The organism is Aeromonas australiensis, from assembly GCF_000819725.1.
GTDB classification, from domain to species: domain Bacteria; phylum Pseudomonadota; class Gammaproteobacteria; order Enterobacterales; family Aeromonadaceae; genus Aeromonas; species Aeromonas australiensis.
Genome location: NZ_CDDH01000012.1, coordinates 71,835 through 95,095, shown reverse-complemented (window position 1 = coordinate 95,095; position 23,261 = coordinate 71,835). Strand labels below are relative to the sequence as shown.

Sequence of the window (23,261 nt, the reverse complement as noted above, 5' to 3'; positions counted from 1 at the left end):
ACTCGGACTACTTCTTCCTGAAAATCAAGGCTGCCTTCCCCGGAAAGCCGCGATGAACCTAAAAAACAAGGGCCATCATTGATGACCCTTGTGCATATTCGGATGGGGCGTAGCCCCGGGATGTGCGGGTTAGCAGCGGTTGCCTGCGCGGGCGACCCGTCCTTCGGCCAGCAGTTGATAGCTGCCAGTCGCTGCAGGAATAAAGGCAGATTGGCCCTTTTCCAGACGCAGTGACTGTTCACCCTGCTTGAGGGTCACTGTGTCATCGATGGCAAACAGGATCTCGGCGCTGGCAGTGGTGAGCTGATGCTCGCCAGCCGGGTAGACGCTGAAAGTGAAGTCAGGTACCGGCACCTCGAAGTGCTGTACCGCACCATCACAGCGGGGTGCCAGCAGGATCTGGCCATCCGGTTTGGCGACACAGCGGGTGCAGGCCAGCAGCTCCGGCACATCCATGTATTTGGGGGTCAGACCGGCGCGCAGCACGTTGTCCGAGTTGGCCATGATCTCGAGGCCAGTGCCGTGGATGTAGGCGTGGGGGGTCTGGGCATCGAGGAACATCGCCTGACCGGGTTTGAGGGTCACCACGTTGAGCAGCAGCGGCGAGAAGAGCCCCACATCCCCCGGGTACTGGTTGGCCAGATTGCTGATGGTGGCGAAAGCCACTTCATCCTGATGGGCGGCGGCATAGGCCAGCAGTCCTGCCAGCGCCTCCTCCTTGCGCGCTCCTTCCAATACCAGCAGCTGGTGGAAGAAGTGCTGTAGGCCCGCTTCATTCTGGCTGGCGGCAAGGGCTGCGGTCAGATCGGCGATGGCCGCCAGATTGACCCGCTCGAACAGCGCCAGAATGGCGGGGATGGCGCGAAAGCCGTTCATCGCCTGATAGGGGGTGAGGGCAAAGACCAGCTCCGGCTTGTGGTTCGGGTCCTTGTAGTTGCGATTGCTTGCCTTGATATCGATGCCTGCGGCCTCCTCTTTGGCAAAGCCTGCTTCGGCCTGAGCCTTGCTCGGGTGCACCTGAATGGAGAGCGCCTTCTCGGCACACAACACCTTGAACAGGAACGGCAGGCTGCCAAAACGGGCGAAGGTGGCCTCACCCAGCGCGGCGGCCGGGGCCCTGTCGATCATTGTAGAGAGCTTTTGCACACTGCCCGCCAGCGTCACTTCGGAGCAGCCGTTGGGGTGAGCCCCCATCCATAGCTCGGCCTGGGGTTTGCCTTGCGGGTTGGGAATGCCAAACAGGGTGGTGAGGGAGTCATGACTGCCCCAGTCATAGCCTTGAATCGGGTTTTGCATCAACAGAAAGGAGGGCAGATCGCTACTGCTCATAAGGGACGCCTCGTCTAGTTTGAAGAAAATCGGGTGCAGAAAAGGGTGGCATTACTGCTGTGGACCGGACTATAACATGGGCGGTCGCGCACGCCGCAACCGCTTGCCTCTCTCTTGATCAGGATCACCATGTCTCTCATCTTCAGCCAACTGCTCGACGGAGCCCTGAGCGAACAGGTTCCATTTGACCAAATCTGGTTTGCCAGTGAACAGGGGGTGCCACCCAGTTTCAGCTATCAGGTCAACTTTCCCCGCCTCGAACTGGTCTTTAGCGGCGAGTATCTCAACCAAATTTGGGACAGGGAGGGCGGTTGCAAGGAGATCTGCGTGCTGCCGGGACAGGCGCTCTATATCCCCCCCAACGGCTGGAACAAGCCGCTCTGGACCACCGACTGCTCGGTGCTGAGCCTGCTCTTTGGCAAACGCCAGCTGGGGTTCAGTCTGGTGAGCAAGCGCCGTGAAGATCCGGACTTTTTCGATGTGCAAAAGCACAGCATCATGGCGCGGGCGGGCCATGTGATCGAACACATTTTGGCGGCGCTGAACGTACTGACCGAGGATCCCGGTCGCTCCCCCACCGATGATCACCTGCTGCAGGCTCTGCTGGCGAGTGCCCGTCAGCTGTTGCTGGAGTCCGCCACGGATCGGCCACGGGGGGCAGAGCTCTTTCACGGGATCTGCATCTATATCCAGGAGAACTTTCACCGTCCCATCACCCGTGACTCCATTGCCCACCGCTTCAACGTTTCAGCCAGCCATCTCTCCCACCTGTTTCGCGAGCAGGGTCATATGCGCCTTGCCGATTACATCAGCTGGGTGCGGATAGATCGGGCCAAATTCATGCTGAAAAAGTACCGTTTCCGTCTTGAAGAGGTGGCCAGTCGCTGCGGTTACAGTGACGTGAACTACTTCTGCCGGGTGTTCAAACAGAAGACCGGCTTGACTCCTTCCCAGTACCGCTCCCTGAGCCAGCCGCAGGCGGCGGCCAGCGAGCTGGAGGGATAACGGGGCGGGGTCGGAGAGGCGTGGTGACGGCGCACTAGCGGGGGGCTACCTCTTTGGTCTGACATGCTTGCTCGCCATTTTATTATGAAAATGAATGGGCTAAGATGGCCGCGCGCAACAAACAAGTTGATAACAAACGGACGTTAGGAGATGCCGATGGAAAGCAAAGTAGTAATCCCGACCCAGGGTCAGAAAATCACAGTCGATGCCAACGGCAAGCTGCAGGTTCCCAACCATCCGATCATTCCGTTTATTGAAGGGGATGGCATCGGTGTTGACGTAACCCCGGCCATGTTGAATGTGGTGAATGCTGCGGTCGAGAAAGCCTACAAGGGCGAGCGTTCTATCGCCTGGATGGAGATCTTTACCGGCGAGAAATCGACTCATGTCTATGGCGAAGGTGCCTGGCTGCCGGCCGAAACCCTGGATTTCATTCGCGAATACTGCGTGGCCATCAAGGGCCCGTTGACCACGCCGGTCGGCGGCGGTATTCGCTCCCTCAACGTGGCCCTGCGTCAGGAGCTGGATCTCTACATCTGCCTGCGCCCGGTGCGTTACTACGAAGGGACCCCGAGCCCGGTGAAGCGTCCGGATCTGACTGACATGGTGATCTTCCGCGAAAATGCCGAAGACATCTACGCCGGTATCGAGTGGAAGGCCGACAGCGCTGAAGCGAACAAGGTGATCACCTTCCTGCAAAACGAGATGGGCGTGAAGAAAATTCGCTTCCCCGAGTCCTGCGGGATCGGCATCAAGCCGATGTCCAAGGCCGGAACCGAGCGTCTGGTACGTGCCGCTATCGAGTATGCTATCGACAACGATCGCGACTCCGTGACTCTGGTGCACAAGGGCAACATCATGAAGTTCACCGAAGGTGCCTTCAAGGATTGGGGCTATGCCCTGGCCCAGAAAGAGTACGATGCCCAGCTGATTGACGGCGGCCCCTGGTGTTCTTTCAAGAACCCGAAAACCGGCAAGACTATCGTGGTCAAGGATGTCATCGCCGACGCCTTCCTGCAGCAGATCCTGCTGCGTCCGGCCGAGTATGACGTCATCGCCTGTATGAACCTCAACGGCGACTACATCTCCGATGCGCTGGCCGCTCAGGTAGGCGGTATCGGTATCGCGCCGGGTGCCAACATCGGTGACGGCGTGGCCCTGTTCGAAGCGACCCACGGTACTGCACCGAAATATGCCGGTCAGGACAAGGTCAACCCGGGCTCTCTCATCCTCTCCGCCGAGATGATGCTGCGCCACATGGGTTGGGTTGAAGCGGCCGATCTCATCATCAAGGGGATGGAAGCGGCGATCCGCAACAAGACCGTCACCTATGACTTCGAGCGTCTGATGGAAGGGGCCACCCTGCGCTCCTGCTCCCAGTTTGCTCAGGACATGATCGACCAGATGTAATCTGCTGCTTGCCAGAAACGCAAAACCGGCGCCATGTGCGCCGGTTTTTTTATCGCGAAAGAGTGAAGGGGCTTATTGCGCCTGCTCTACGTGTTGCTGATAGCGTTGCTGCCATTTGCTGGTTTCTGCTTCATCACCCTGGGCCTTCCAGAAGGCGCAGATGGTGTTGGCAAGTTCCGAAGCCATCGCGTGATCTCCGTCACGTCGACTCATCAGATAATCTCCCAGCCAGCTTTGATATTGTTTCATTACCCGATCTCCTTATCTCATGTGCCCTTGAGGGTGCCCACCTTGACGGGAGCCTGTCGGCTCATCCTGGGGGGAACATCATCAGGCATGATGGTGCAAAGTCACGACCCGGGCAGAGAGCCCGATGGGCAATCTGGCGGCGAACGTGACGCGAGATGTCAAAAAATGAGCGCCATTTTAGCACAAACTGAGCAACTTGGGGAAATTGTCGCCACGGATTGTGCCAGAACTGCCCCATCCCCTTGTTCCCAAAACAGAAAACCCGCCGAGATGATGGGGTTGATTTGGATGGTGTGCAAAAGGGAGGGGGGATGCTGTATAGGTGTGAGGTGATATGGGGGCACTCTTGCTGCCAACCCATGGTGGCTGGCAGCAAGGAAACGGCGGGATTCAGGTGGTCTTTTCCAGATGGTTTTGGTAAATCTGCTGCCACTTGTCCAGTTCGTTTTCATCTCCCTGTTGCTGCCAGAACTCGCAGATGGAGCTTGCCATCTCGCATGCCATGGCGTGGTCACCGTCACGGCGACTCATCAGGTATTGCCCCAGCCAGCTTTGATACTGTTTCATTGCTCGATCTCCTTATCTATTTAACCCTTGATACTGCTGCTGTGGGCCACCCGTCCGGCAGTGTTGCGCCACACTCCACTTTCGCCGTGCGCTGCTTGTTATCGCCTCGCTTGTTGTTAATCAGGACAGAGAGCGTATGAGAAAAGGGCGAATGTGTTAAAAATTGGCCACCACCTTATCACAAAATGGTGTGATATGCAGAATTTGGGACCAATCGAGTTATAAGCGTGGGCTGAGGGTCCCGACATAACGACAGGGATTGACGGAGAGTAGCGGCACGCAATGTGTGCCGCGAGCAGGCGTGTCGCCGGTTACTGGGTCACCCGACGCGCCTGCCAGTAGCGGCTGTTCCAGTAGACGTTGTCGAGTCGGGAGCGGATCACCCCTTTGCTGGTGGAGGCGTGAATAAACTCGCCGGCACCTGTGTAGACCCCCACATGGTACTGTTGCCAGCCGGTCTTGAAGAAGACCAGATCCCCGTGTTGCAGCCGATAGCGATCCACCGGTTTGCCAATGCTGGCCTGGGATTCGGTGGTTCTTGGCAGGTTGAAGCCCAGCACCTGACTGTAGGCGAGCTGGGTGAAGGCGGAGCAGTCTAGCCCGGCACGGCTGGCGCCGCCCATCCGGTAAGGGACACCGCGCCACTGCTGGTAGAAGCCATCAAAAGCACTGCTCTGCCGAGGGGCCGGAGGCGGCTCCGGCGTGCTGGAGCAGGCGGCCAGCAGCAGAGTCAGCAGGGATAGCAGCAGCTTGCGATACATCGGGCTCTCTCCACGGAGGGGTCTACCAAACGAGACATTTATCGCACGCCAGTTTCTGACCCACCGTTTTGGCTATAGGCGCTGGCGCGACAACTTTTCCATCATAAACAGGGATCTGGCTTCATACCTAGTTTCTGGGAAGAAAAATGTGGCGGGGGATTGAAAAACGCCAACCCGAGGGCTGGCGTTTGTTGTTACTCGCTGTGGCTGATCAGTGGTTTTAGCAGCTCGGCCAGCTTGTAGAAGGTCTGTACCCGGGTGGTGCTGGGACGCCACACCAGGCCTATTTCGCGGTATGGCGTCTCGCCCGGCAGCGGGATGGCCACCAGATCGGAGTTGGCAAGAATGCCGGCATCTATGGCCATCTGCGGCAGGAAGGTGGTGCCGAGGCCAGCTTCCACCATCTGCACCAGGGTGTGCAGGCTGGTGGCGGCAAACGGGTTGATCTTGCTCTTGTCCCGCAGGCGACAGGCGCTCACCGCGTGCTCGGTGAGGCAGTGCTCCCGCTCCAGCAGGAAGATGCTCTGGTTGGGAAGTTCCTTGTAATCGAACGGGGTATGCAGACCGGCCGCCATGCTGGCGGGCATCACCATGTGGAAGGGGTCTTGACCAACGCTCTTGCAGTGAAAACCGCCGATCTCGATGGGCAGGGCGAGGATCAGCAAGTCGAGCTGACCCTGCTCCAGCTGCTTAAGCAGGTTGGTGGTGGTGTCTTCACGCAGTAACAATTCGAGGTCAGGATAGGTTTTACTGCACTCTTTCAGTAGCTTGCTCAGCAGAAAGGGGGCGATGGTGGGAATGCAGCCCAGACGAACAGTCCCCTGCATTACACCGCCCTGATGTTGCCCAAGCTCCATCAGATCCCGTGCATCGGAGAGTAAATTGCGAGCGCGCTCGACGATTTCCATGCCGACCGGGGTCATAATGAAGCTCTTGTGGTCCCGCTCCACCAGTTGCAGGTTCATCATGTCCTCCAGCGTCTGGATCCCGGTACTCAGGGTCGACTGGCTGACATGACAGGCCTTGGCGGCGCGGTTGAAGTTCTTGTGCTCATCGAGAGCGACCAGATATTGCAGCTGTTTGAGGCTGGGCCAACGTTGCATAGAAAAACCCGATTAATGCTATCTATTTAATTTGATTTAACTAATCTACCACCGGGTCTATAGTTTGTCGCTTCAATTAGATGGACTTGGCTCTAGGTAGCCCAATCCTCACCGGATTGTTCACTTCACATAAAGAGGAATTGAATATGGTATTGGTAGGCCGTCCCGCACCCGATTTTACCGCCGCAGCTGTTCTGGGTAATGGCGAGATCGTTGATTCATTCAACCTGTCATCCCACATCAAAGGCAAAGCTGCCGTTGTCTTCTTCTACCCGCTCGATTTCACCTTCGTCTGCCCGTCCGAGCTGATTGCCTTCGATCACCGTTATGAAGAGTTCCAGAAGCGTGGCGTGGAAGTGATCGGTGTTTCCATCGATTCCCAGTTCTCCCACAACGCATGGCGCAACACCAAAGTGGAAGATGGCGGTATCGGTCAGGTCAAGTACCCGCTGATCGCCGACGTGAAACACGAAATCTGCAAAGCCTATGATGTTGAACATCCGGAAGCTGGCGTTGCTTTCCGTGGCTCCTTCCTGATCGACAAGAACGGTGTCGTTCGTCACCAGGTCGTCAACGATCTGCCGCTGGGCCGCAACATCGACGAGATGCTGCGCATGGTCGATGCCCTGCAATTCCACGAAGAGCACGGCGAAGTGTGCCCGGCTCAGTGGGAAAAAGGTAAAAAAGGTATGCAAGCCTCTCCGGACGGCGTTGCCAAATACCTGTCCGAGAATGCTGACTCCCTGTAATCGGGTCGTACTCTCCTTGAAGAACCGGCGTCTTGGCGCCGGTTTTTTTATACCTATGATTCATCAATCCCCCTGACATCGCCGGTCACACTCATCTCGCGATTCCACACTGCCGTTAGCTGAACGCGTTGTTTTGGAATGAGGTGCTGACACCCTATGGCTGGGTGGGGGATATGCCGACAGACAAGTAATAGCCATAAAAAAGCGCGCCATAGGCGCGCTCAGTTCACAAGCTGAGGTGTTATTCCTCAAAGATCCCGAAGTGATCCTTGGCGAAATTGACCCGCTGCTCCACGTTCATCTTCACCTGCCCCAGCTTCTCGATGGTCTTGAGATTGGGCACCAGGCCGCGACCGTTGGCGATCTGGATGGCAAGACCGGGACGGGCGTTGAGCTCCAGCAGCATGGGGCCGCGGAACTTGTCCAGCACCATATCGGTGCCGATATAGCCCAGACCCGACATCTCGTAGCAGGAGGCAGCCAGGGTGAGCAGGGTATCCCAGTGGGGCACCTTGAGCTCATAAAGGTCAAGGCCGGTATCCGGGTGGTGGCGCAGCGGATTGCCAAACTGCACCGCCCGCAGGGCACGACCGGTACGCAGGCACAGACCCACCCCCACAGCGCCCTGGTGCAAGTTCGCCTTGCCGTCGGAGGCGGCGGTGGAGAGGCGCATCATCGCCATCACCGGGAACCCCTTGAAGATGATGACCCGGGCATCGGGCACCCCTTCAAAGGAGTAGCCGTCGAACACATCATCAAAGTTGATAAGGCCTTCGACCAGTGCCACATCGGGCTTGCCGCCAAGCGAATAGAGCCCAGCCAGAATGTTGGAGACATGGCGCTCCAGATCCTGACCGTTGCAGGTGGTGCCGTTGGGCTTGTAGAAGAGGCCATCTTCCTGGCGCAGGATCACCAGGATCCCCTTGCCGCCCGAGCCTCGGGCCGGCTTGATGCAGAAGCCCGGCCAATCCTTTACCAGCTCGGTGATGCGCCCTACATCGTACTGGGCACGGATGGTACCGATCAGTTCCGGTACCGTCACGCCTGCATTTAGAGCGATCTGCTTGGTCTGCAGCTTGTCATCCACCAGCGGATAGAGGCTGCGCGGATTGTAGCGGCTGATATAGGAGTGGTTGCGCTTGTTCATACCGAGGATGCCTGCCTGTGACAGGCTCCACGGGGTGGTGTATTTCTGCCAGAACCACATCGGTTACTTATCCTTACCCGGGGTGACGCCAGACTTCATCTCATCCACCAGCGGTTTGAAGCGCTTGAGTTCGCTCAACTTGTAGCCGGTGTAGTTACCCATCAACAACACGGTCGCCATCAGCACCAGCTGCAGGCCGAGGAAGTTGAAGGTGAGGTGACGGATCAGCTCGTTATCCATGGCCAGATAGGCGATGACGGCAACCAGCAGGGAGCCACCACCCTGGCGGAACACCTCTTTCGGGCCCTCTTCTTCCCACAGGATGGACATCCGTTCGATGGTCCAGGAGAGGATGATCATCGGGAAGAAGGTGATCTTCATGCCGTCGGTCAGCCCCAGCTTGAAGGCGAAGGCCGAGAAGATGCCGATCATCGAGATCACCATGATGATGATGGCCGATATTCGGGCGACCAGTAGCAGGTTAAGCCGCGACAGATAGGAGCGAATAACGAGACCGGTGCCGACGATCAGCAGGAAGCCCACCAGACCGGTGACCAGCGAGGTCTGAATAAAGGCAACCGCGATCAATACCGGCATAAAGGTGCCAGAGGTCTTGATCCCCACCAGTACCCGCAGGAACACCACCATCAGCACCCCGATGGGGATCAGCAGCAAGCCCTTGAACAGGGTCTGCTCTTCCAGCGGCAGGCTGTGGATGGAGAGGTTCATCATCTCGGATTTTTCGAACTTCTGCGCCAGCGCAACGCTGACTGGCTGCTCCTGCTCGATCATCGAGAAGCTAACCCGGGAGTTGTGGCCACCGGTTACGTCCAGCAGGGCGCCTGAGTTATATTCCCATAGCAGCAGGTTGGCAGGACGCCCCTGTTCACCAGTTTGCGGGTTGAACAGCTTGTAGTCGGTCGGGCTGTTAAATACCTGCAGATAATCCAGCAGTTCCTGACGACGACGACCATCTTCCAGCTTCAGGGCATGGACTACGCGGGCGGGCACATCGGCATTGTTGAGCAGCTCGGCGATCAGGTTGGCGCGGCTCTTGTGCTTTTTCAGCAGCTCGGCGTTTTGCTCCTGCTTCTCGATCTCTTTGATGATTTCACGCGTCAGGGTATAAGCATCGGCTGAACGCTCCTCCGCCCGTTCGAGGATCTGCTTCATCGCCGTGGCGTAGGGTTCGCTTTCGATCTGCTTCTCGATGGCGGGCGGCTGCGGATTGGCGGCCGGTTTGGCATGGGCATCCGCCATCATGTCGACGCGGTAGTAGAGCTCCTGACGGCCGGAGGCGGTGCGGATGGACCACTCGGCACGGGCATCGCCATCTTTCTCGACAAAAGAGAGGCCGTAGCCGGGGCTGGCGGCGTTCTCATTCATCAGGGTGAAACCGGGCTGAGTACCCGGAATGGCCAGGGAGGCGATCACCGGATCACCGGTCGCCTCGAACTCCAGCTTGGCTTCGATGGACCAGATTTGGCGCTTTTCACCGGGGGTGAGCGGCACATCCAACGCGATATGGTGATAGAGCGTCATTCCCAGACCGACAATGTACAGCAGGGCCACCAGCAAATAGAACGGCTTACGGGAAACCATGGATTATTTCACATCCTTGAGCTTGGGTTTGGGTTGGATATATTCACGGGCCACATCAACCACCGCGATGTCTTTCAAAAACTCACGACCCAGTAGCACCGGGAAGGTCATGTCGCTACGGTCTTTCAGGGTAAATTCGGCCTTCTCGGTCATATTGCCAATGCGCACCGTCAGACGGACCACCGGGCGGCGATCAAGATCATCGGCTGAGGCCTGACGCACCCGTACATGACGCACCAGTGGCGCTTCGATCTGGATTTTGTCGTCCACTTCCTGATGGCTCAGGAAGAAGCGTACCCAGTTTTTGCCGTTGCGCTCGAAGATGGTGATCTCCTGAGCACTGATGGAGGAGGTCGTGGCACCGGTATCGACCCGCGCCTGGAAGGCATCGTTGGCCGCATCAACCCAGAGCCACTCGGCTTCACCGACCAGCAGCTTGCCATCGATGGTGTGACCCTGATTGGGGGCCGGGCACTTCTCGGTAGGGATAGCTGTCGGCTTGGGCGACTCGGTGGGGAGGGCGGCGAGCTTGTGATCTACTTGTTTGACGGACTCTTTCATATTGGTGACATCTGTGTTGAGCTGAACCAGCAGGTGCTGCTGTTGCACATACTGTTTATGTTGCTGTTCCATGGATGTTTGCAGGCGCTGTTCGTGCTGCCCCAGTTCGCTACGGAGCTCAGCCAGCGTCAGGGCAGGCACCTCGGGCGCTTTTTCCATATTGACACACCCGCCGAGACTAAGCAGGGAGAGCAGGGTGATTCCTTTTAATTTGCTTTTCATGTCATTCATTTAACAGTGCTTCCTGGAATAGGGTCAGTGTAACTTTCACAAGCGCCAGCGGCTAGTCTTTGGCTTTGCGGGCAATCAGTACGGCACGTTTCGGCGCGGGGTGTCCTTCTACCGTGAGTGCCGGATTGTCTGAGTCCAGATAGTCGCTCAGGGATTCATTAATCATCCAGTCGGTACGACGCTGTTCGTCGGTGCTGGTCATATTCTCGTCTACAATCCGCACATCGGTGAAGCCGCAGCGCTCGACCCACAGTTTGAGGGCGGTACTTGAGGGAATAAACCAGACGTTGCGCATCTTGCCGTAGCGATCGGTGGGCATCAGCACATCGTTGATCCCGCCGTCAATCACTAGCGTCTCCAGCACCAGCTCGCCATCATCTTTCAATTGATTGCGCAGTTGTTCGATGTGTTCGATGGGGGATTTGCGGTGATAGAGCACCCCCATGGAGAAGACGGTGTCAAAGGCGCGCAGCTCCGGCAACTCCTGAATACCGAGCGGCAACAGGTGGGCGCGTTGATCATTGCCGGCAAAATGGCGGATGGCCTCGAACTGGCAGAGAAACAGCGGGCTCGGGTCGATGCCGACCGCCAGCTTGGCCCCTTCACCCACCATGCGCCAGAGGTGGTAGCCGCTGCCGCAGCCTACATCCAGCACATAACGCCCCTCGAGGGGGCTGATATGGGGCAATACCCGATCCCACTTCCAGTCGGAGCGCCACTCGGTATCGATATGGATGCCGTGCACGGTGAACGGCCCCTTGCGCCAGGGCATGAAGTGGCGCAACAGGCTCTCGACCTTCTTGCGCTCCCCCTCGCCAAGGCTCTCGGCCGAGCCAATCTCGACCCGGCTTTTCAGCTCGATGTTGCCGGGGGAGACCACCGGCAGCTTGTTGAGGGCGCGGTTCCAGCGCGGCAGATCGCCATGCTGGTTGTCATGTCGCCATGCGTGCAGCTGGGCGGGCAGGGTATGCAGCCAGTGGCTCAGCCGATTTTTGGCGATCAGTTGATAGAAGTTGGCAAAGTCGATCATGGCTGGGCGTCGCTGGATTTGATGGCAATCATGGAGCCGAAGTTGAAGCACTGGAACCAGAGGTCCTGATGGACGAAACCGGCGTCCCGCAGACGGGCCTGATGCACTGGCAGGCTGTCGGTGCGCATCACGTTCTCAAGGGCGGTGCGCTTTTGGCTGATCTCCAGCTCGCTGTAGCCATTGGCCCGTTTGAAGTCGAGATGCAGATCGATGAGCAGTTCATTGACCGGTTCATCTTCGAAACGGAACTTTTCGCTCAGGATCAGGATCCCGCCCGGGCGCAGCCCATCGTGAATGCGCTGGATCAAGGCAGCCCGCCGCTCGGGATCGACAAATTGCAGGGTGAAGTTGAGCACTACCACGGAGGCGTTCTCGATCGCGATGTCGCAGATATCTGCTTCCACCAGTTCCACCGGCACCTCGGATTTGAAACCGGAGAGGTGGGCGCGGGCGCGCTCGATCATCGGATGGGAGAGGTCCACTGCGGTGATACGGCAACCGGGCTGATTGATATGGCGACGCATCGCCTGGGTCGCGGCGCCCAGTGAACAGCCCAGATCATAGAGTCGGCTCTCGGGTTGGGCGTAGCGGGCGGCCATCATGCCGATGGCAGAGATGATATTGCTGTAACCCGGCACCGAGCGCTGGATCATGTCGGGAAATACGTCGACGACCTGTTCGTCAAAACAGAAGTCTCCCAATCGGGCGATTGGGGCGGCAAAAATTTGGTCTTTGGTCTGCATGCTGGCGCAACCTGACAGTCGGGACATCACCCGGCTGTATTGTTCAATTGAGTCGTTGGGTGACACCCATCAGAGTAGATTTATCACCTGTTTACGAACGGGGTGGCTGGTCGTGACATCCGTTGGACCGATCCTGTTCGTACGGGCCATGTTCCGGACCCTTGCTTGGGGCGCTAGTGTAGAGGATTGATGGCCGTTTGTCTTGACACCAGGGCTTGCCTCGCCACAAAAAAGCGCTTTTTTTGCAGCGAAAGGATAGCCGTAGAATGGGTTGGCTAAAAGCGCAGCACTCCCTGTTGTGCGCGATCGTTTTCCCCCGGCCAGGGGGCCATCTCCTGCTCCAGCAAGCGGGTGATCTGGCGGGCTAGCTCAGGTGCCCGAGCGTTGTCGGCAGTATGTATATAGAGGTAGAGATCTTTCCCCTCTGCGAGCCACTGGCGCCAGTGGGGCAGCCAGCTGGGCAGGAAGGGGTGATTGGCCGCCGGATCTGGCAGGCCGATAAAGCGCACCATGGGGGCGTTGGCGGTGGCCAGCAGATGTACCGGCAGGCGTGGCTTCTTGCCCTGGGCATCGACAAGGGTTGGCGTGGTTGCTGGCACCGAGAAGAGTGGCCGGCTGTCGAGCATCACCCGGTTGACCCCTTGTTCCATCAGCAGCCGGTTCAATGCCCGCTCGGCCTCCCCCTTGGCGAAGAAGTCGGGGTGACGTACCTCGAGGGCGTAGCGAAACCCCCGTGGCAGCCGTTCGATAAAGGCCGCCAGTCTGGCCAGCCCCTGTGGCCCGAAACGGGCGGGCAACTGCAGGGTGAGCAGCCCCAGCTTGTCGTGCAGCGGGGCGAGCAGGCCGATAAAGTCGGCGACTTGTTTGTCTGCGCTCACCAGATCGCTCTGGTGGCTGATGGTTTGCGGGAACTTGAAGTTGAAGCGAAAGTGGTTTGGCACCGCATCGGCCCAGCGCTGCACCGTATCGGGGGTCGGCAGGGCGTAGAAGGTGGTGTTGCCCTCCACCGAATTGAACACGGTGGCGTAGTGGGCGAGGTGTTCGGCAGGCTTGGCGCCAAGGCCCAGCAACTGGCCGGGCCAGCTGGGGTGGGACCACTGTGGCAGGCCCAAATAGAGGCTCATGGTGGCTGTACTCTTCGCTCTTGGTGCATTTGTGCCGATTTTTTGCCCGCTTTTTGCCGTTGAGTGCAAAAAACTGGCGAAAGGAGGCTGCTGGCCATTTTACCCAAAAGGGGGTTTTCCTCTATAATGCCAGCCCTTTTGTTTTTCAATTTCTTGTGACCCATGCCTATCTACGAATATCGTTGCGACGTCTGTGGCCATGAATTGGCAAAACTGCAAAAGCTTTCCGATGCCCCCCTGACCGACTGTCCGGCCTGTAGCAAGCCGAATCTGGTCAAGCTGATATCGGCGGCAGGCTTCCGGCTCAAGGGAACCGGATGGTACGAGACTGATTTCAAACCGGGTAAGAAAAAGAATCTGGCCAGCTGTGAGACAGACGGTGCTTGCCAGTCGTGCCCGGCGGCCCAAGGTTAACCGTCTCTCTACAATTTCGAAGGAAGAAGTCCATGCGCTCTATCTATTGCGGACAGGTCAATGAGGCCCATGCAGGGCAGACCATTACATTGTGCGGTTGGGTTCATCGTCGTCGTGATCTCGGCGGTCTGATCTTTATCGATATGCGCGACCGGGAAGGGATCGTTCAGGTGTTCTTCGATCCGGACAAGCCGGACGCCTTTGCCCTGGCTTCCGAGCTGCGTGGCGAGTTCTGCATCCAGGTGACCGGCGTGGTGCGTACCCGTCCGGACTCCCAGCGCAACAGCGACATGGCCACTGGCGCCATCGAAGTGTTCGCCCACGAACTCAATATCATCAACCGTGCCGAGCCGCTGCCGCTGGACTTCAATCAGGTCAACAGCGAAGAGATCAGCCTCAAGTATCGCTACCTGGATCTGCGTCGTCCCGAGATGGCCAAGTACCTGAAGACCCGTGCCAAGGCCAGCGCCTTCGTACGCCGCTTCATGGACGAGCACGGCTTCCTCGATATCGAGACCCCGATGCTGACCAAGGCCACTCCGGAAGGTGCCCGTGACTATCTGGTGCCGAGCCGCGTGCACAAGGGCAAGTTCTACGCCCTGCCGCAATCACCCCAGCTGTTCAAGCAGTTGCTGATGATGTCCGGCTTCGATCGCTACTACCAGATCGTCAAGTGCTTCCGTGACGAAGACCTGCGTGCCGACCGCCAGCCGGAATTCACCCAGATCGACGTGGAGACCTCCTTCATGACCGCGCCGCAGGTGCGTGAAGTGATGGAAGAGATGATCCGCAAACTGTGGCTGCACATCCTGAACGTGGATCTGGGCGACTTCCCGATCATGACCTTCGACGAAGCCATGCGTCGCTACGGCTCCGACAAGCCGGACCTGCGTCTGCCAATGGAGCTGGTTGATGTGGCAGATCTGCTGACTGCTGTCGAGTTCGCCGTGTTCGCGGGCCCCGCCAACGATCCGAAAGGCCGTGTGGCTACCCTGAAAGTCCCGGGCGGTGCCGAGCTCTCTCGCAAGCAGATCGACGAATACACCAAGTTTGTCGGCATCTACGGTGCCAAGGGCCTGGCCTGGATGAAGGTCAACGAAGCGGCCAATGGTATCGAAGGTGTTCAGTCTCCGGTTGCCAAGTTCCTCTCTGACGCCATCGTGCGCGAGATCCTGGCTCGTACCGGCGCTGCCGACGGCGACATCATCTTCTTTGGCGCTGACAGCAAGAAAGTGGTCTGCGATGCCATGGGCGCCCTGCGTCTGAAAGTGGGTCGCGATCTGGGTCTGCTGGAGAACAGCTGGAAACCGCTGTGGGTCATCGACTTCCCGATGTTCGAGGAAGATGGCGAAGGTGGTCTGGCCGCCATGCACCATCCGTTCACCGCGCCGAGCAACATGAGCCCGGCCGAGCTGAAAGCCAACCCGGTGGGTGCTTACGCCAACGCCTACGACATGGTGATCAACGGCTACGAAGTGGGTGGCGGCTCTGTCCGTATCCACAACAGCGAGATGCAATCCACCGTGTTCGACATCCTGGGTATCACCCCGGCCGAGCAGCGCCTGAAGTTCGGCTTCCTGCTGGATGCGCTGAAGTACGGTACCCCGCCGCACGCCGGTCTGGCCTTCGGTCTGGACCGTCTCAGCATGCTGCTGACCGGCACCGAAAACATTCGGGATGTGATTGCCTTCCCGAAAACGACCGCGGCTGCCTGTCTGATGACAGACGCCCCCAGCCTTGCCAACGCTGCCCAACTGGGTGAGCTGGCGATTGCAACCACCGTCAAGGGCGACGAATAAGCCTACCGGCACCAGAGGCCGCCGCCATGCGGCCTCTGTGTTTCCCTTGGGTTAGTCATGATCAGTGTTACTGACATTTGAAAAATAACGGAGAGTCTCTATGGCAGGTCACAGTAAATGGGCCAACATCAAACACCGCAAGGCCGCTCAGGACGCCAAGCGTGGCAAGATCTTCACCAAACTGATCCGCGAAATCACTACCTCCGCGCGTCTGGGTGATGCTGATCCGGCCAACAACCCGCGCCTGCGTGCTGCGGTGACTGCCGCCCTGACCAACAACATGACCCGCGACACCATCAACCGTGCCATTGCCCGTGGCGCCGGTGGTGGCGATGGCGAACAGCTCGAGACCATCGTATACGAAGGTTACGGCCCGGCTGGCTCTGCCGTGATGGTGGAGTGCCTGACCGATAACCGTAACCGTACCGTAGCCGAAGTGCGCCACGCCTTCAGCAAGTGCGGTGGTAACCTGGGCACCGACGGCTCCGTTGCCTATCTGTTCAGCAAGAAAGGTCTGCTGACTTTCGTGGGCGTAGACGAAGATGCTCTGATGGATGCCGCGCTGGAAGCGGGCGCCGATGATGTGGTCACTGAAGAGGATGGCACCATCGAGGTGTACACCACCCCGAACGACTTCGGTACCGTGCTGGACGGTCTGGAAGCGGCCGGCTTCAAGGCGCAGAGCGCCGAAGTGACCATGATCCCCTCCACCGAAGCCGAACTGGATGCAGAAACTGCACCCAAGCTGATGCGTCTGATCGACATGCTGGAAGATCTGGACGATGTGCAAGAGGTGTATCACAACGGCTCCATCTCCGATGAAGTTGCTGCGACCCTCTGATCGCTAAGTCGTGCTCTCCCGATGGCAGCCAGATGGCTGCCATTTTTTTATCTTTGCATCGTGGCAACTGCTGATGTGTCGGTTGAGCAACCGGTCCAACAATCTCTTCAATTACTCTCTTTCCCGCGTTCTCTGCACATTATCATTGCTCTGTTCCTGCTGGTCGGTTGGCCCTGTACGTACGCCAGTTGCAGTTATGCTGCGTTGCGTTAGCGAGGCTCCACGTATCCTGTTTATCACTCCTTTAGTTCTGTAGATGGGATTCACTGCTTGCATCTGCCCATCAGGGTAATTGCGTTGCGGGTAAGGGATCGTGCTCTTTCTATCACACAGGGAGATCAATGCGGAGTCACTGCCTGGGATGTTGATAAGAGATTGGCTGGGGCGAGTTGGTTGGTTGGTTGGTTGGTTGGTTGGTTGGTTGGTTGGGAAGTTAAGCGCGGTACTAGCGCAATCGGCAGGGAGAGGATCGCTGTGATAAGTGGCAGATAAAAAAAGCCCGCGCAGTGCGCGGGCTTGTTATCTCAGGACTGGTTATCAGGCCTTGGATTTCTTCTTGCCTTCAACCTTGGCTTCAACCGGGGCATCTGCTACCAGAGCGGCTTCGGTAAACTGACGACCGTAGTAGGAGTCCAGCAGAACCTGCTTCAGCTCGCTGATCAGCGGGTAGCGCGGGTTAGCGCCGGTACACTGGTCATCAAAGGCTTCGATGGACAGCAGATCAACTTTGGCCAGGAAGTCAGCTTCAGAGACGCCAGCTTCGCGGATGGAGGCCGGGATACCCAGAGTCGCTTTCAGCTCGTCCAGCCAGGTCAGCAGCTTCTCGATCTTGGCGGCGGTACGGTCACCGGCAGCAGTCAGACCCAGGTGGTCGGCGACTTCTGCGTAACGACGGCGAGCTTGCGGACGGTCGTACTGGGAGAACGCAGTCTGCTTGGTCGGGTTGTCGTTGGCGTTGTAGCGGATCACGTTGCTGATCAGCAGGGCGTTGGCCAGACCGTGCGGAATGTGGAATTCAGCACCCAGCTTGTGAGCCATGGAGTGGCAGACACCCAGGAAGGCGTTGGCAAACGCGATACCGGCGATGGTAGCGGCGTTGTGTACCTTCTCACGAGCAACCGGGTCGTTGGCACCGTTCAGGTAGCTGGACGGCAGGTACTCTTTCAGCATTTTCAGCGCTTGCAGCGCCTGGCCGTCGGAGTACTCGTTAGCCAGTACGGAAACATAGGCTTCCATGGCGTGAGTCACGGCATCGATACCACCGAAGGCACACAGGGATTTGGGCATACCCATCACCAGGTTGGCATCAACGATGGCCATGTTCGGGGTCAGCTCGTAGTCAGCCAGCGGATACTTCTGACCAGACACTTCATCGGTTACTACCGCAAACGGAGTCACTTCAGAGCCGGTACCGGAAGTGGTGGTGATACAGACCAGTTCGGCCTTCACGCCCATTTTCGGGAACTTGTAGATACGCTTGCGGATGTCCATAAAGCGCATGGCCAGATCTTCGAACGCAGTGTTCGGGTGTTCGTACATCACCCACATGATCTTGGCAGCATCCATCGGTGAACCACCGCCCAGCGCCAGGATAACGTCCGGTTTGAAGGAGTTGGCCATCTCGGCACCCTTGCGAACCACAGCCAGGGTCGGGTCAGCTTCTACTTCGTAGAACACTTCCACTTCCATATTCTGTGCTTTCAGCAGGCTGACCAGCTCATCGGCGTAGCCGTTGTTGAACAGGAAGCGGTCGGTCACAACCATGGCACGCTTTTTACCTTCCAGGTCGCTCAGAGCGATCGGCAGGGAACCACGACGGAAGTAGATGGATTTCGGAAGTTTGTGCCACAGCATGTTTTCTGCCCGTTTTGCGACTGTCTTCTTGTTGATCAGGTGCTTCGGACCCACGTTTTCGGAGATGGAGTTACCGCTCCAGGAGCCGCAACCCAGGGTCAGGGACGGTGCCATCGCGAAGTTGTACAGGTCACCGATACCACCTTGGGTAGACGGCGTGTTGATCAGGATACGCGCAGTCTTCATTTTGTCGCCGAAGTACTTGATGCGGTCAGCGTTGCGGTCCTGGTCGGTGTACAGACCTGAGGTGTGGCCGATACCACCGATGTTGACCATGTCACAGGCCATATCCACGGCGTTTTCGAAGCTGCTTGCACGGAACATACCGAGCAGCGGGGACAATTTCTCGTGCGCAAACTCATCTTCTGCACACAGCTTGACCCCTTCACCGATCAGGATCTTGGTATCAGCCGGTACAGTCACACCTGCCATCTCGGCAATCTTGGTGGCTGGCTGGCCAACGATATTGGCGTTAAGGGCACCGTTGATCAGGATAACTTTACGTACCTTGTCAGCGTCTTCTTTGGAGAGTACGTGACCTTTGTGGGAGGCAAAGCGCTCTTTAACCTGGTCGTAGATAGCATCAACAACGATGACCGCCTGCTCGGAAGCACAGACCACGCCGTTATCGAAGGTCTTGGACATCAGCACGGACGCAACAGCACGTTTCACGTCGGCGGTCTCGTCGATAACGATAGGTACGTTACCGGCACCCACACCGATAGCAGGCTTACCGGAAGAGTAGGCTGCTTTCACCATGCCCGGGCCACCGGTGGCCAGGATCAGGTTGATGTCTTCGTGTTTCATCAGCGCGTTGGAGAGCTCAACAGACGGTTGGTCGATCCAGCCGATGATGTCTTTCGGTGCACCGGCGGCAACAGCTGCATCCAGTACCAGCTTGGCTGCGGTATTGGTGGAGTTCTTGGCACGGGGGTGCGGGGAGAAGATGATGGCGTTGCGGGTCTTGAGCGCGATCATGGATTTGAAGATCGCAGTAGAGGTCGGGTTGGTGGTCGGAACGATACCACAGATGATACCTACCGGCTCGGCGATGGTGATGGTGCCCATCTGAGTGTCTTCGCTCAGAATGCCGCAGGTCTTCTCATCTTTGTATTTGTTGTAGATGTATTCGGAGGCGAAGTGGTTCTTGATAACCTTGTCTTCGATGATACCCATACCGGACTCTTCCACGGCCATTTGGGCCAGCGGGATACGGGCGTTGTTGGCGGCCAGGGCGGCGGCACGGAAGATCTTGTCTACCTGCTCTTGTGAGAAGCTGGCGAATTCACGCTGTGCTTCCTTAACGCGGGCGACCAGTGCATCCAGTTCAGCCAAATTGGTTACTGCCATGTTTATCTCCTGATTATTTGAAAACTGTTTAGTAAGACGTTGGCAATGCCCGGCAATTATAGTCGCCCTGTCAAGACGGTATCGTTGCAACAGCTTTTTCACATGCCTTACTAAATCGCTTTCTGAGTCGATTATAGAGCGGGGCTGACTCAGAAAAACTTGATCTGGATCATGTGTAACAAAAGAACAAAAGAAATTTTATTTCACAATCCTTGTTTGACTGATGTTATCGGAATGTGCACCAAAGGAAAAGCTGAGTGACTTGTTAATTTCTGGTAATAACCCACACTTATCAAGTGGTTAATCGTACCTGGTGATCGAGTGGCAGGGGCGTTTTGGCGGTTTTGGTTAGCAAATATGAGTGTATTGGTTTCAAAATCACCGACAGAAGTACTTTATTTCAGCATTTGTTGCGAAAATGATTGTTGTTTTAATCCATGATAAATCCGCTTTCTTCCCCGAAGGGGCCATTTCCCCGTTTTTGCGTGGTGGCCCTCTTGCCTAGTCAATGTCACTCATGCCGGGCCTGAAACAGAGTGCTCGCAAAGCCTGGTCTCTCTCGAGTCGCTTTGGTGTTCATGTGGTCACCGTCAGACTCTCTGGCCATGAGTCAGCAAACTTGTATTCACTATTGTCATCTGTGCAAGGCGGTAGAGCTGGCTCTTGGTATCGGTTTATGCCAATTAGAGCGGATGCATTAGATGAACTAACTAAAAACCCCAAAAAGGGTGAAATTATTTGATTGGTGCCCACTCTGGCTATGATGTAAATTTACGCTCGAAATTAATGGATTGGCCCAATGGGCCCGACACTCTCTTGGAAGGCGCCAATGGCTGCAATAGACGTCTCGTTGTATCTGAAATTTTTTGTCGGTTTGTTTGCAATTATCAACCCGCTTGGTTTGTTGCCGGTATTTGTCAGCCTGACCAGCCACCATACCCAGGCCGAGCGGATGAAAACCAATACCACCGCCAATATAGCGGTGATGGTGATCCTGCTGGTCTCCATGTATATGGGTCAGCTGATCCTGGATGGCTTTGGCATTTCACTGGCATCGTTTCGGATTGCAGGTGGCTCGCTGATTACCCTGATCGCCTGGTCGATGCTGCAGGGCAAGCTGGGCGAGGTGAAGCACAACAAACAGGAGAAGGGGGAACTGGCGGTGCGTGAGTCTATTGCCGTGGTGCCGTTGGCCCTGCCGCTGATGGCGGGCCCCGGTGCGATCTCTTCAGTCATCGTCTATGCCAGCCATAGCCATTGGCAGCAGCTGCTCGGTATGTCAGTGGTGGTGATGCTCTTCTCCTTCTGCTCATGGCTTATCTTTCGGGCCGCGCCGCTGCTGTTCAAGATCATGGGTAATACCGGCATCAACGTGGTAACCCGTATCATGGGGCTTATCATGATGTCGCTAGGTATCGAAATCATGGTGGCCGGTATCAAGGGGGTTTTCCCCAGTCTGATGTGAGCCAGGTCTGTTTTATGAAAGCCGGTCCTTGTGACCGGCTTTTTATTGGTTGCTTTTTGCCCGGTCTTTTCTAGAATCGGCCGGTTGTGTGAAAAATGAGCTTGCTGTCGGTGTTTTAATACTGAAAAAAGACGTGGCGGCTGATTTTTTGACCAAATAATGACGATTACCCTGACAATATCTGTTGCATTCTCGGAATTGGCAGGGAATTATGCTGGGACCGGGTTTTACCCCGTCATTTTAAAAAATGCATGGAATGTTCTTGTTGGAGTAGGGAAATGACTCATAAAAAAACAATTATTAATACAATGCTGGTGGCTGCACTGTTTGGTGGCATCAATCTGGCTCAAGCAGCCGATGTCCCGGCGGGAACCAAGCTGGCTGAAGTCCAGCAACTGGTCAAAGGCAATGGCTCCGAGCCTGCGACCTTGGATCCACACAAGAGTGAAGGTGATGTCGAGTCCGCGATCTTGCGCGATCTGTTTGAGGGGCTTGTGACTTCCGGTCCAAAAGGGGAAATTCTCCCGGCGGTGGCTGAATCTTGGGAAACCAAGGATAACAAGCACTATGTCTTCCATCTGCGCAAAGATGCCAAGTGGTCCAACGGGGATCCGGTTACCGCCCACGATTTCGTTTTTGCTTTCCAGCGTGCCGTTGATCCGAATACTGCCTCTCCCTACTCCTGGTATCTCGAGATGCCGACCATTGCCAATGCGACTGATATTATCGCCGGCAAAAAACAACTCGATGCGCTAGGGGTCAAGGCGAGCGACGATTACACCTTCGAAGTGCAGCTTGAAAAAGCGATCCCTTATTTCGTCAGCATGCTCTCCCACACCACCACCTATCCGGTACCCAAGAAGGTGATCGAGCAGTTTGGTGACAAGTGGACCCAGCCGGAGAACATGGTTTCTAACGGTGCTTATGTGCTGAAGAAGTGGGTGGTCAACGAGCGGATTGAGCTGGAGCGCAACAAACAATATTGGGATGACGGTAAGACCGTGATCAACAAGGTGGTTTATCTGCCGATCCAGTCCACTAACGCCGAGTTGAACCGTTATCTGGCCGGTGAACTGGATATGACCAAGAATACGCCTATCGAGCGTTTCAAGCAGCTCAAGAAAGATTATCCCAATGAGCTGAAAGTTACCGGGCAGGTATCCACCTATTACTACCAATACAATGTGCGTAAGGCACCATTTGACGATGTTCGTGTCCGTACTGCGCTCTCCTACGCCATCGATCGTGATGTGATCGCCGACAAGGTGATGGGTCAGGGCCAGACTCCGGCTTACGGTCTGACCCCAGACTATGTGGATGGCTTCAAGCCAGTGGTCGCCGATTGGGCCAAGCTGACTCAAGCCGAGCGTGATGCCAAGGCCAAGGCGCTGCTGCAAGAGGCCGGTTTCGATGCCAGCAAGCCGCTCAAGTTCGAGCTGCTTTACAACACCGATGACAACCACAAGAAAGTGGCTGTGGCCGTGGCCTCCATGTGGAAGAAGCTGGGGGTGCAGGTGAGCCTGGTCAACCAGGAGTGGAAAACTTACCTGGAAACCAAGAAACAGGGGCAATTTGATGTGAGCCGAGCGGGTTGGGTGGCTGATTATAACGAGGCCTCCTCCATGCTGGATCTGATGCAGAGCGGCCATGGCAATAACGATGGCAAGTACGCCAATCCTGCCTATGACAAGCTGTTGAGTGAGTCACGTGATCAGGTGGACGCGGACGCTCGCAACCAGCTCTACGTCCAGGCTGAAGAGATCCTGGCCAAAGATATGCCGATCGCCCCCATCTATCAGTATGTCATTCCTCGTATGGTCAAACCCTATGTAGGCGGCTACCCGGCCAACCCGCTGGATAACCTCTACAGCAAAGATATGTACATCATTGCTCACTGATTTAAAGCAACAAGTCGCATAACAAGCAG

General features: G+C 56.7%; 20 protein-coding genes. 8 read left to right on the top strand and 12 right to left on the bottom strand.

Annotated features, from left to right (window positions below):
• Window positions 1–129: 129 nt before the first annotated feature.
• Window positions 130–1,329 (bottom strand): mannose-6-phosphate isomerase, class I, encoded by a 1,200-nt coding sequence (manA, locus tag BN1117_RS02365; RefSeq protein ID WP_040094633.1) that lies wholly within the window; start codon window positions 1,327–1,329, stop codon window positions 130–132.
• Window positions 1,330–1,458: 129 nt separating this feature from the next.
• Here manA and BN1117_RS02360 point away from each other — a divergent pair, with 129 nt between their 5' ends.
• Window positions 1,459–2,334, top strand: a complete 876-nt coding sequence (locus BN1117_RS02360) for a helix-turn-helix transcriptional regulator (protein WP_040094632.1) — start codon at window positions 1,459–1,461, stop codon at window positions 2,332–2,334.
• Between the two features lie 156 nt (window positions 2,335–2,490).
• Window positions 2,491–3,744 carry an NADP-dependent isocitrate dehydrogenase gene (gene icd / locus BN1117_RS02355; protein ID WP_040094630.1) on the top strand — a complete coding sequence of 418 codons (1,254 nt, stop codon included), beginning with the start codon at window positions 2,491–2,493 and terminating at the stop codon, window positions 3,742–3,744.
• 72 nt (window positions 3,745–3,816) lie between these two features.
• On the opposite strand, the gene BN1117_RS19305 is transcribed toward icd, so the two are convergent.
• From BN1117_RS19305 to BN1117_RS02345, 4 genes are all read right to left on the bottom strand, one after another.
• The gene (locus tag BN1117_RS19305; protein WP_005337712.1) at window positions 3,817–3,993 is read right to left on the bottom strand and encodes a hypothetical protein; all 177 of its coding nucleotides are present in this window, start codon (window positions 3,991–3,993) and stop codon (window positions 3,817–3,819) included.
• Window positions 3,994–4,383: 390 nt separating this feature from the next.
• Entirely contained in the window at window positions 4,384–4,560 is a 177-nt protein-coding gene (locus BN1117_RS19300) for a hypothetical protein (RefSeq protein WP_005337704.1), read from the bottom strand.
• Window positions 4,561–4,871: 311 nt separating this feature from the next.
• Complete coding sequence (locus tag BN1117_RS02350) at window positions 4,872–5,321, bottom strand: C40 family peptidase (protein ID WP_005337703.1); 450 nt, start codon at window positions 5,319–5,321, stop codon at window positions 4,872–4,874.
• Between the two features lie 194 nt (window positions 5,322–5,515).
• Window positions 5,516–6,424 (bottom strand): hydrogen peroxide-inducible genes activator, encoded by a 909-nt coding sequence (locus tag BN1117_RS02345; protein WP_040094629.1) that lies wholly within the window; start codon window positions 6,422–6,424, stop codon window positions 5,516–5,518.
• Between the two features lie 146 nt (window positions 6,425–6,570).
• Between BN1117_RS02345 and BN1117_RS02340 the strand changes: the two genes are divergently transcribed.
• On the top strand, window positions 6,571–7,173 hold the full coding sequence (locus tag BN1117_RS02340; RefSeq protein WP_005337701.1) for a peroxiredoxin C: 603 nt from the start codon (window positions 6,571–6,573) through the stop codon (window positions 7,171–7,173).
• A 241-nt stretch (window positions 7,174–7,414) separates the two neighbouring features.
• Here BN1117_RS02340 and BN1117_RS02335 read toward each other — a convergent pair whose 3' ends face one another.
• The 6 genes from BN1117_RS02335 to BN1117_RS02310 all read right to left on the bottom strand — a co-directional run bounded on the left by BN1117_RS02335 (window position 7,415) and on the right by BN1117_RS02310 (window position 13,611).
• The gene (locus BN1117_RS02335; RefSeq protein ID WP_040094627.1) at window positions 7,415–8,380 is read right to left on the bottom strand and encodes an alpha-L-glutamate ligase-like protein; all 966 of its coding nucleotides are present in this window, start codon (window positions 8,378–8,380) and stop codon (window positions 7,415–7,417) included.
• A gap of 3 nt (window positions 8,381–8,383) precedes the next feature.
• Window positions 8,384–9,922, bottom strand: a complete 1,539-nt coding sequence (locus tag BN1117_RS02330) for an inactive transglutaminase family protein (RefSeq protein WP_040094625.1) — start codon at window positions 9,920–9,922, stop codon at window positions 8,384–8,386.
• Window positions 9,923–9,925: 3 nt separating this feature from the next.
• Window positions 9,926–10,714, bottom strand: a complete 789-nt coding sequence (locus BN1117_RS02325) for an ATP-dependent zinc protease family protein (protein WP_040094623.1) — start codon at window positions 10,712–10,714, stop codon at window positions 9,926–9,928.
• A gap of 52 nt (window positions 10,715–10,766) precedes the next feature.
• A complete protein-coding gene (gene cmoB / locus BN1117_RS02320) occupies window positions 10,767–11,744 on the bottom strand; it encodes a tRNA 5-methoxyuridine(34)/uridine 5-oxyacetic acid(34) synthase CmoB (RefSeq protein ID WP_040094621.1) in 978 nt (325 codons plus the stop codon).
• Window positions 11,741–12,487 carry a carboxy-S-adenosyl-L-methionine synthase CmoA gene (gene cmoA, locus BN1117_RS02315; RefSeq protein WP_040094620.1) on the bottom strand — a complete coding sequence of 249 codons (747 nt, stop codon included), beginning with the start codon at window positions 12,485–12,487 and terminating at the stop codon, window positions 11,741–11,743. The genes cmoB and cmoA overlap by 4 nt, the downstream gene beginning before the upstream one ends.
• A gap of 275 nt (window positions 12,488–12,762) precedes the next feature.
• Window positions 12,763–13,611 (bottom strand): DUF72 domain-containing protein, encoded by an 849-nt coding sequence (locus tag BN1117_RS02310; protein ID WP_040094618.1) that lies wholly within the window; start codon window positions 13,609–13,611, stop codon window positions 12,763–12,765.
• Window positions 13,612–13,773: 162 nt separating this feature from the next.
• On the opposite strand from BN1117_RS02310, the gene BN1117_RS18845 reads away from it, so the two are divergent.
• The 3 genes from BN1117_RS18845 (at window position 13,774) to BN1117_RS02295 (ending at window position 16,665) form a co-directional block, all read left to right on the top strand.
• Window positions 13,774–14,025: an FmdB family zinc ribbon protein gene (locus BN1117_RS18845; RefSeq protein ID WP_005337686.1), complete on the top strand. Its 252-nt coding sequence runs from the start codon at window positions 13,774–13,776 to the stop codon at window positions 14,023–14,025.
• Window positions 14,026–14,057: 32 nt separating this feature from the next.
• Window positions 14,058–15,824: an aspartate--tRNA ligase gene (gene aspS, locus BN1117_RS02300; protein WP_040094616.1), complete on the top strand. Its 1,767-nt coding sequence runs from the start codon at window positions 14,058–14,060 to the stop codon at window positions 15,822–15,824.
• A gap of 100 nt (window positions 15,825–15,924) precedes the next feature.
• On the top strand, window positions 15,925–16,665 hold the full coding sequence (locus BN1117_RS02295; RefSeq protein ID WP_040094613.1) for a YebC/PmpR family DNA-binding transcriptional regulator: 741 nt from the start codon (window positions 15,925–15,927) through the stop codon (window positions 16,663–16,665).
• Window positions 16,666–17,202: 537 nt separating this feature from the next.
• Here BN1117_RS02295 and adhE read toward each other — a convergent pair.
• Complete coding sequence (gene adhE, locus BN1117_RS02290) at window positions 17,203–19,869, bottom strand: bifunctional acetaldehyde-CoA/alcohol dehydrogenase (protein ID WP_040094611.1); 2,667 nt, start codon at window positions 19,867–19,869, stop codon at window positions 17,203–17,205.
• Between the two features lie 829 nt (window positions 19,870–20,698).
• Here adhE and BN1117_RS02285 point away from each other — a divergent pair.
• Together BN1117_RS02285 and BN1117_RS02280 are read left to right on the top strand one after the other, a co-directional pair.
• Window positions 20,699–21,334, top strand: a complete 636-nt coding sequence (locus tag BN1117_RS02285) for a YchE family NAAT transporter (protein ID WP_040094609.1) — start codon at window positions 20,699–20,701, stop codon at window positions 21,332–21,334.
• Window positions 21,335–21,612: 278 nt separating this feature from the next.
• On the top strand, window positions 21,613–23,232 hold the full coding sequence (locus tag BN1117_RS02280; protein ID WP_040094607.1) for an ABC transporter substrate-binding protein: 1,620 nt from the start codon (window positions 21,613–21,615) through the stop codon (window positions 23,230–23,232).
• Window positions 23,233–23,261: the final 29 nt, after the last annotated feature.

Coding starts and splice junctions, on each gene's coding strand:
- manA (WP_040094633.1), bottom strand. CDS start 1,329: ATGAGCAGTAGCGATCTGCCCTCCTTTCTGTTGATGCAAAACCCGATT.
- BN1117_RS02360 (WP_040094632.1), top strand. CDS start 1,459: ATGTCTCTCATCTTCAGCCAACTGCTCGACGGAGCCCTGAGCGAACAG.
- icd (WP_040094630.1), top strand. CDS start 2,491: ATGGAAAGCAAAGTAGTAATCCCGACCCAGGGTCAGAAAATCACAGTC.
- BN1117_RS19305 (WP_005337712.1), bottom strand. CDS start 3,993: ATGAAACAATATCAAAGCTGGCTGGGAGATTATCTGATGAGTCGACGT.
- BN1117_RS19300 (WP_005337704.1), bottom strand. CDS start 4,560: ATGAAACAGTATCAAAGCTGGCTGGGGCAATACCTGATGAGTCGCCGT.
- BN1117_RS02350 (WP_005337703.1), bottom strand. CDS start 5,321: ATGTATCGCAAGCTGCTGCTATCCCTGCTGACTCTGCTGCTGGCCGCC.
- BN1117_RS02345 (WP_040094629.1), bottom strand. CDS start 6,424: ATGCAACGTTGGCCCAGCCTCAAACAGCTGCAATATCTGGTCGCTCTC.
- BN1117_RS02340 (WP_005337701.1), top strand. CDS start 6,571: ATGGTATTGGTAGGCCGTCCCGCACCCGATTTTACCGCCGCAGCTGTT.
- BN1117_RS02335 (WP_040094627.1), bottom strand. CDS start 8,380: ATGTGGTTCTGGCAGAAATACACCACCCCGTGGAGCCTGTCACAGGCA.
- BN1117_RS02330 (WP_040094625.1), bottom strand. CDS start 9,922: ATGGTTTCCCGTAAGCCGTTCTATTTGCTGGTGGCCCTGCTGTACATT.
- BN1117_RS02325 (WP_040094623.1), bottom strand. CDS start 10,714: ATGAATGACATGAAAAGCAAATTAAAAGGAATCACCCTGCTCTCCCTG.
- cmoB (WP_040094621.1), bottom strand. CDS start 11,744: ATGATCGACTTTGCCAACTTCTATCAACTGATCGCCAAAAATCGGCTG.
- cmoA (WP_040094620.1), bottom strand. CDS start 12,487: ATGCAGACCAAAGACCAAATTTTTGCCGCCCCAATCGCCCGATTGGGA.
- BN1117_RS02310 (WP_040094618.1), bottom strand. CDS start 13,611: ATGAGCCTCTATTTGGGCCTGCCACAGTGGTCCCACCCCAGCTGGCCC.
- BN1117_RS18845 (WP_005337686.1), top strand. CDS start 13,774: ATGCCTATCTACGAATATCGTTGCGACGTCTGTGGCCATGAATTGGCA.
- aspS (WP_040094616.1), top strand. CDS start 14,058: ATGCGCTCTATCTATTGCGGACAGGTCAATGAGGCCCATGCAGGGCAG.
- BN1117_RS02295 (WP_040094613.1), top strand. CDS start 15,925: ATGGCAGGTCACAGTAAATGGGCCAACATCAAACACCGCAAGGCCGCT.
- adhE (WP_040094611.1), bottom strand. CDS start 19,869: ATGGCAGTAACCAATTTGGCTGAACTGGATGCACTGGTCGCCCGCGTT.
- BN1117_RS02285 (WP_040094609.1), top strand. CDS start 20,699: ATGGCTGCAATAGACGTCTCGTTGTATCTGAAATTTTTTGTCGGTTTG.
- BN1117_RS02280 (WP_040094607.1), top strand. CDS start 21,613: ATGACTCATAAAAAAACAATTATTAATACAATGCTGGTGGCTGCACTG.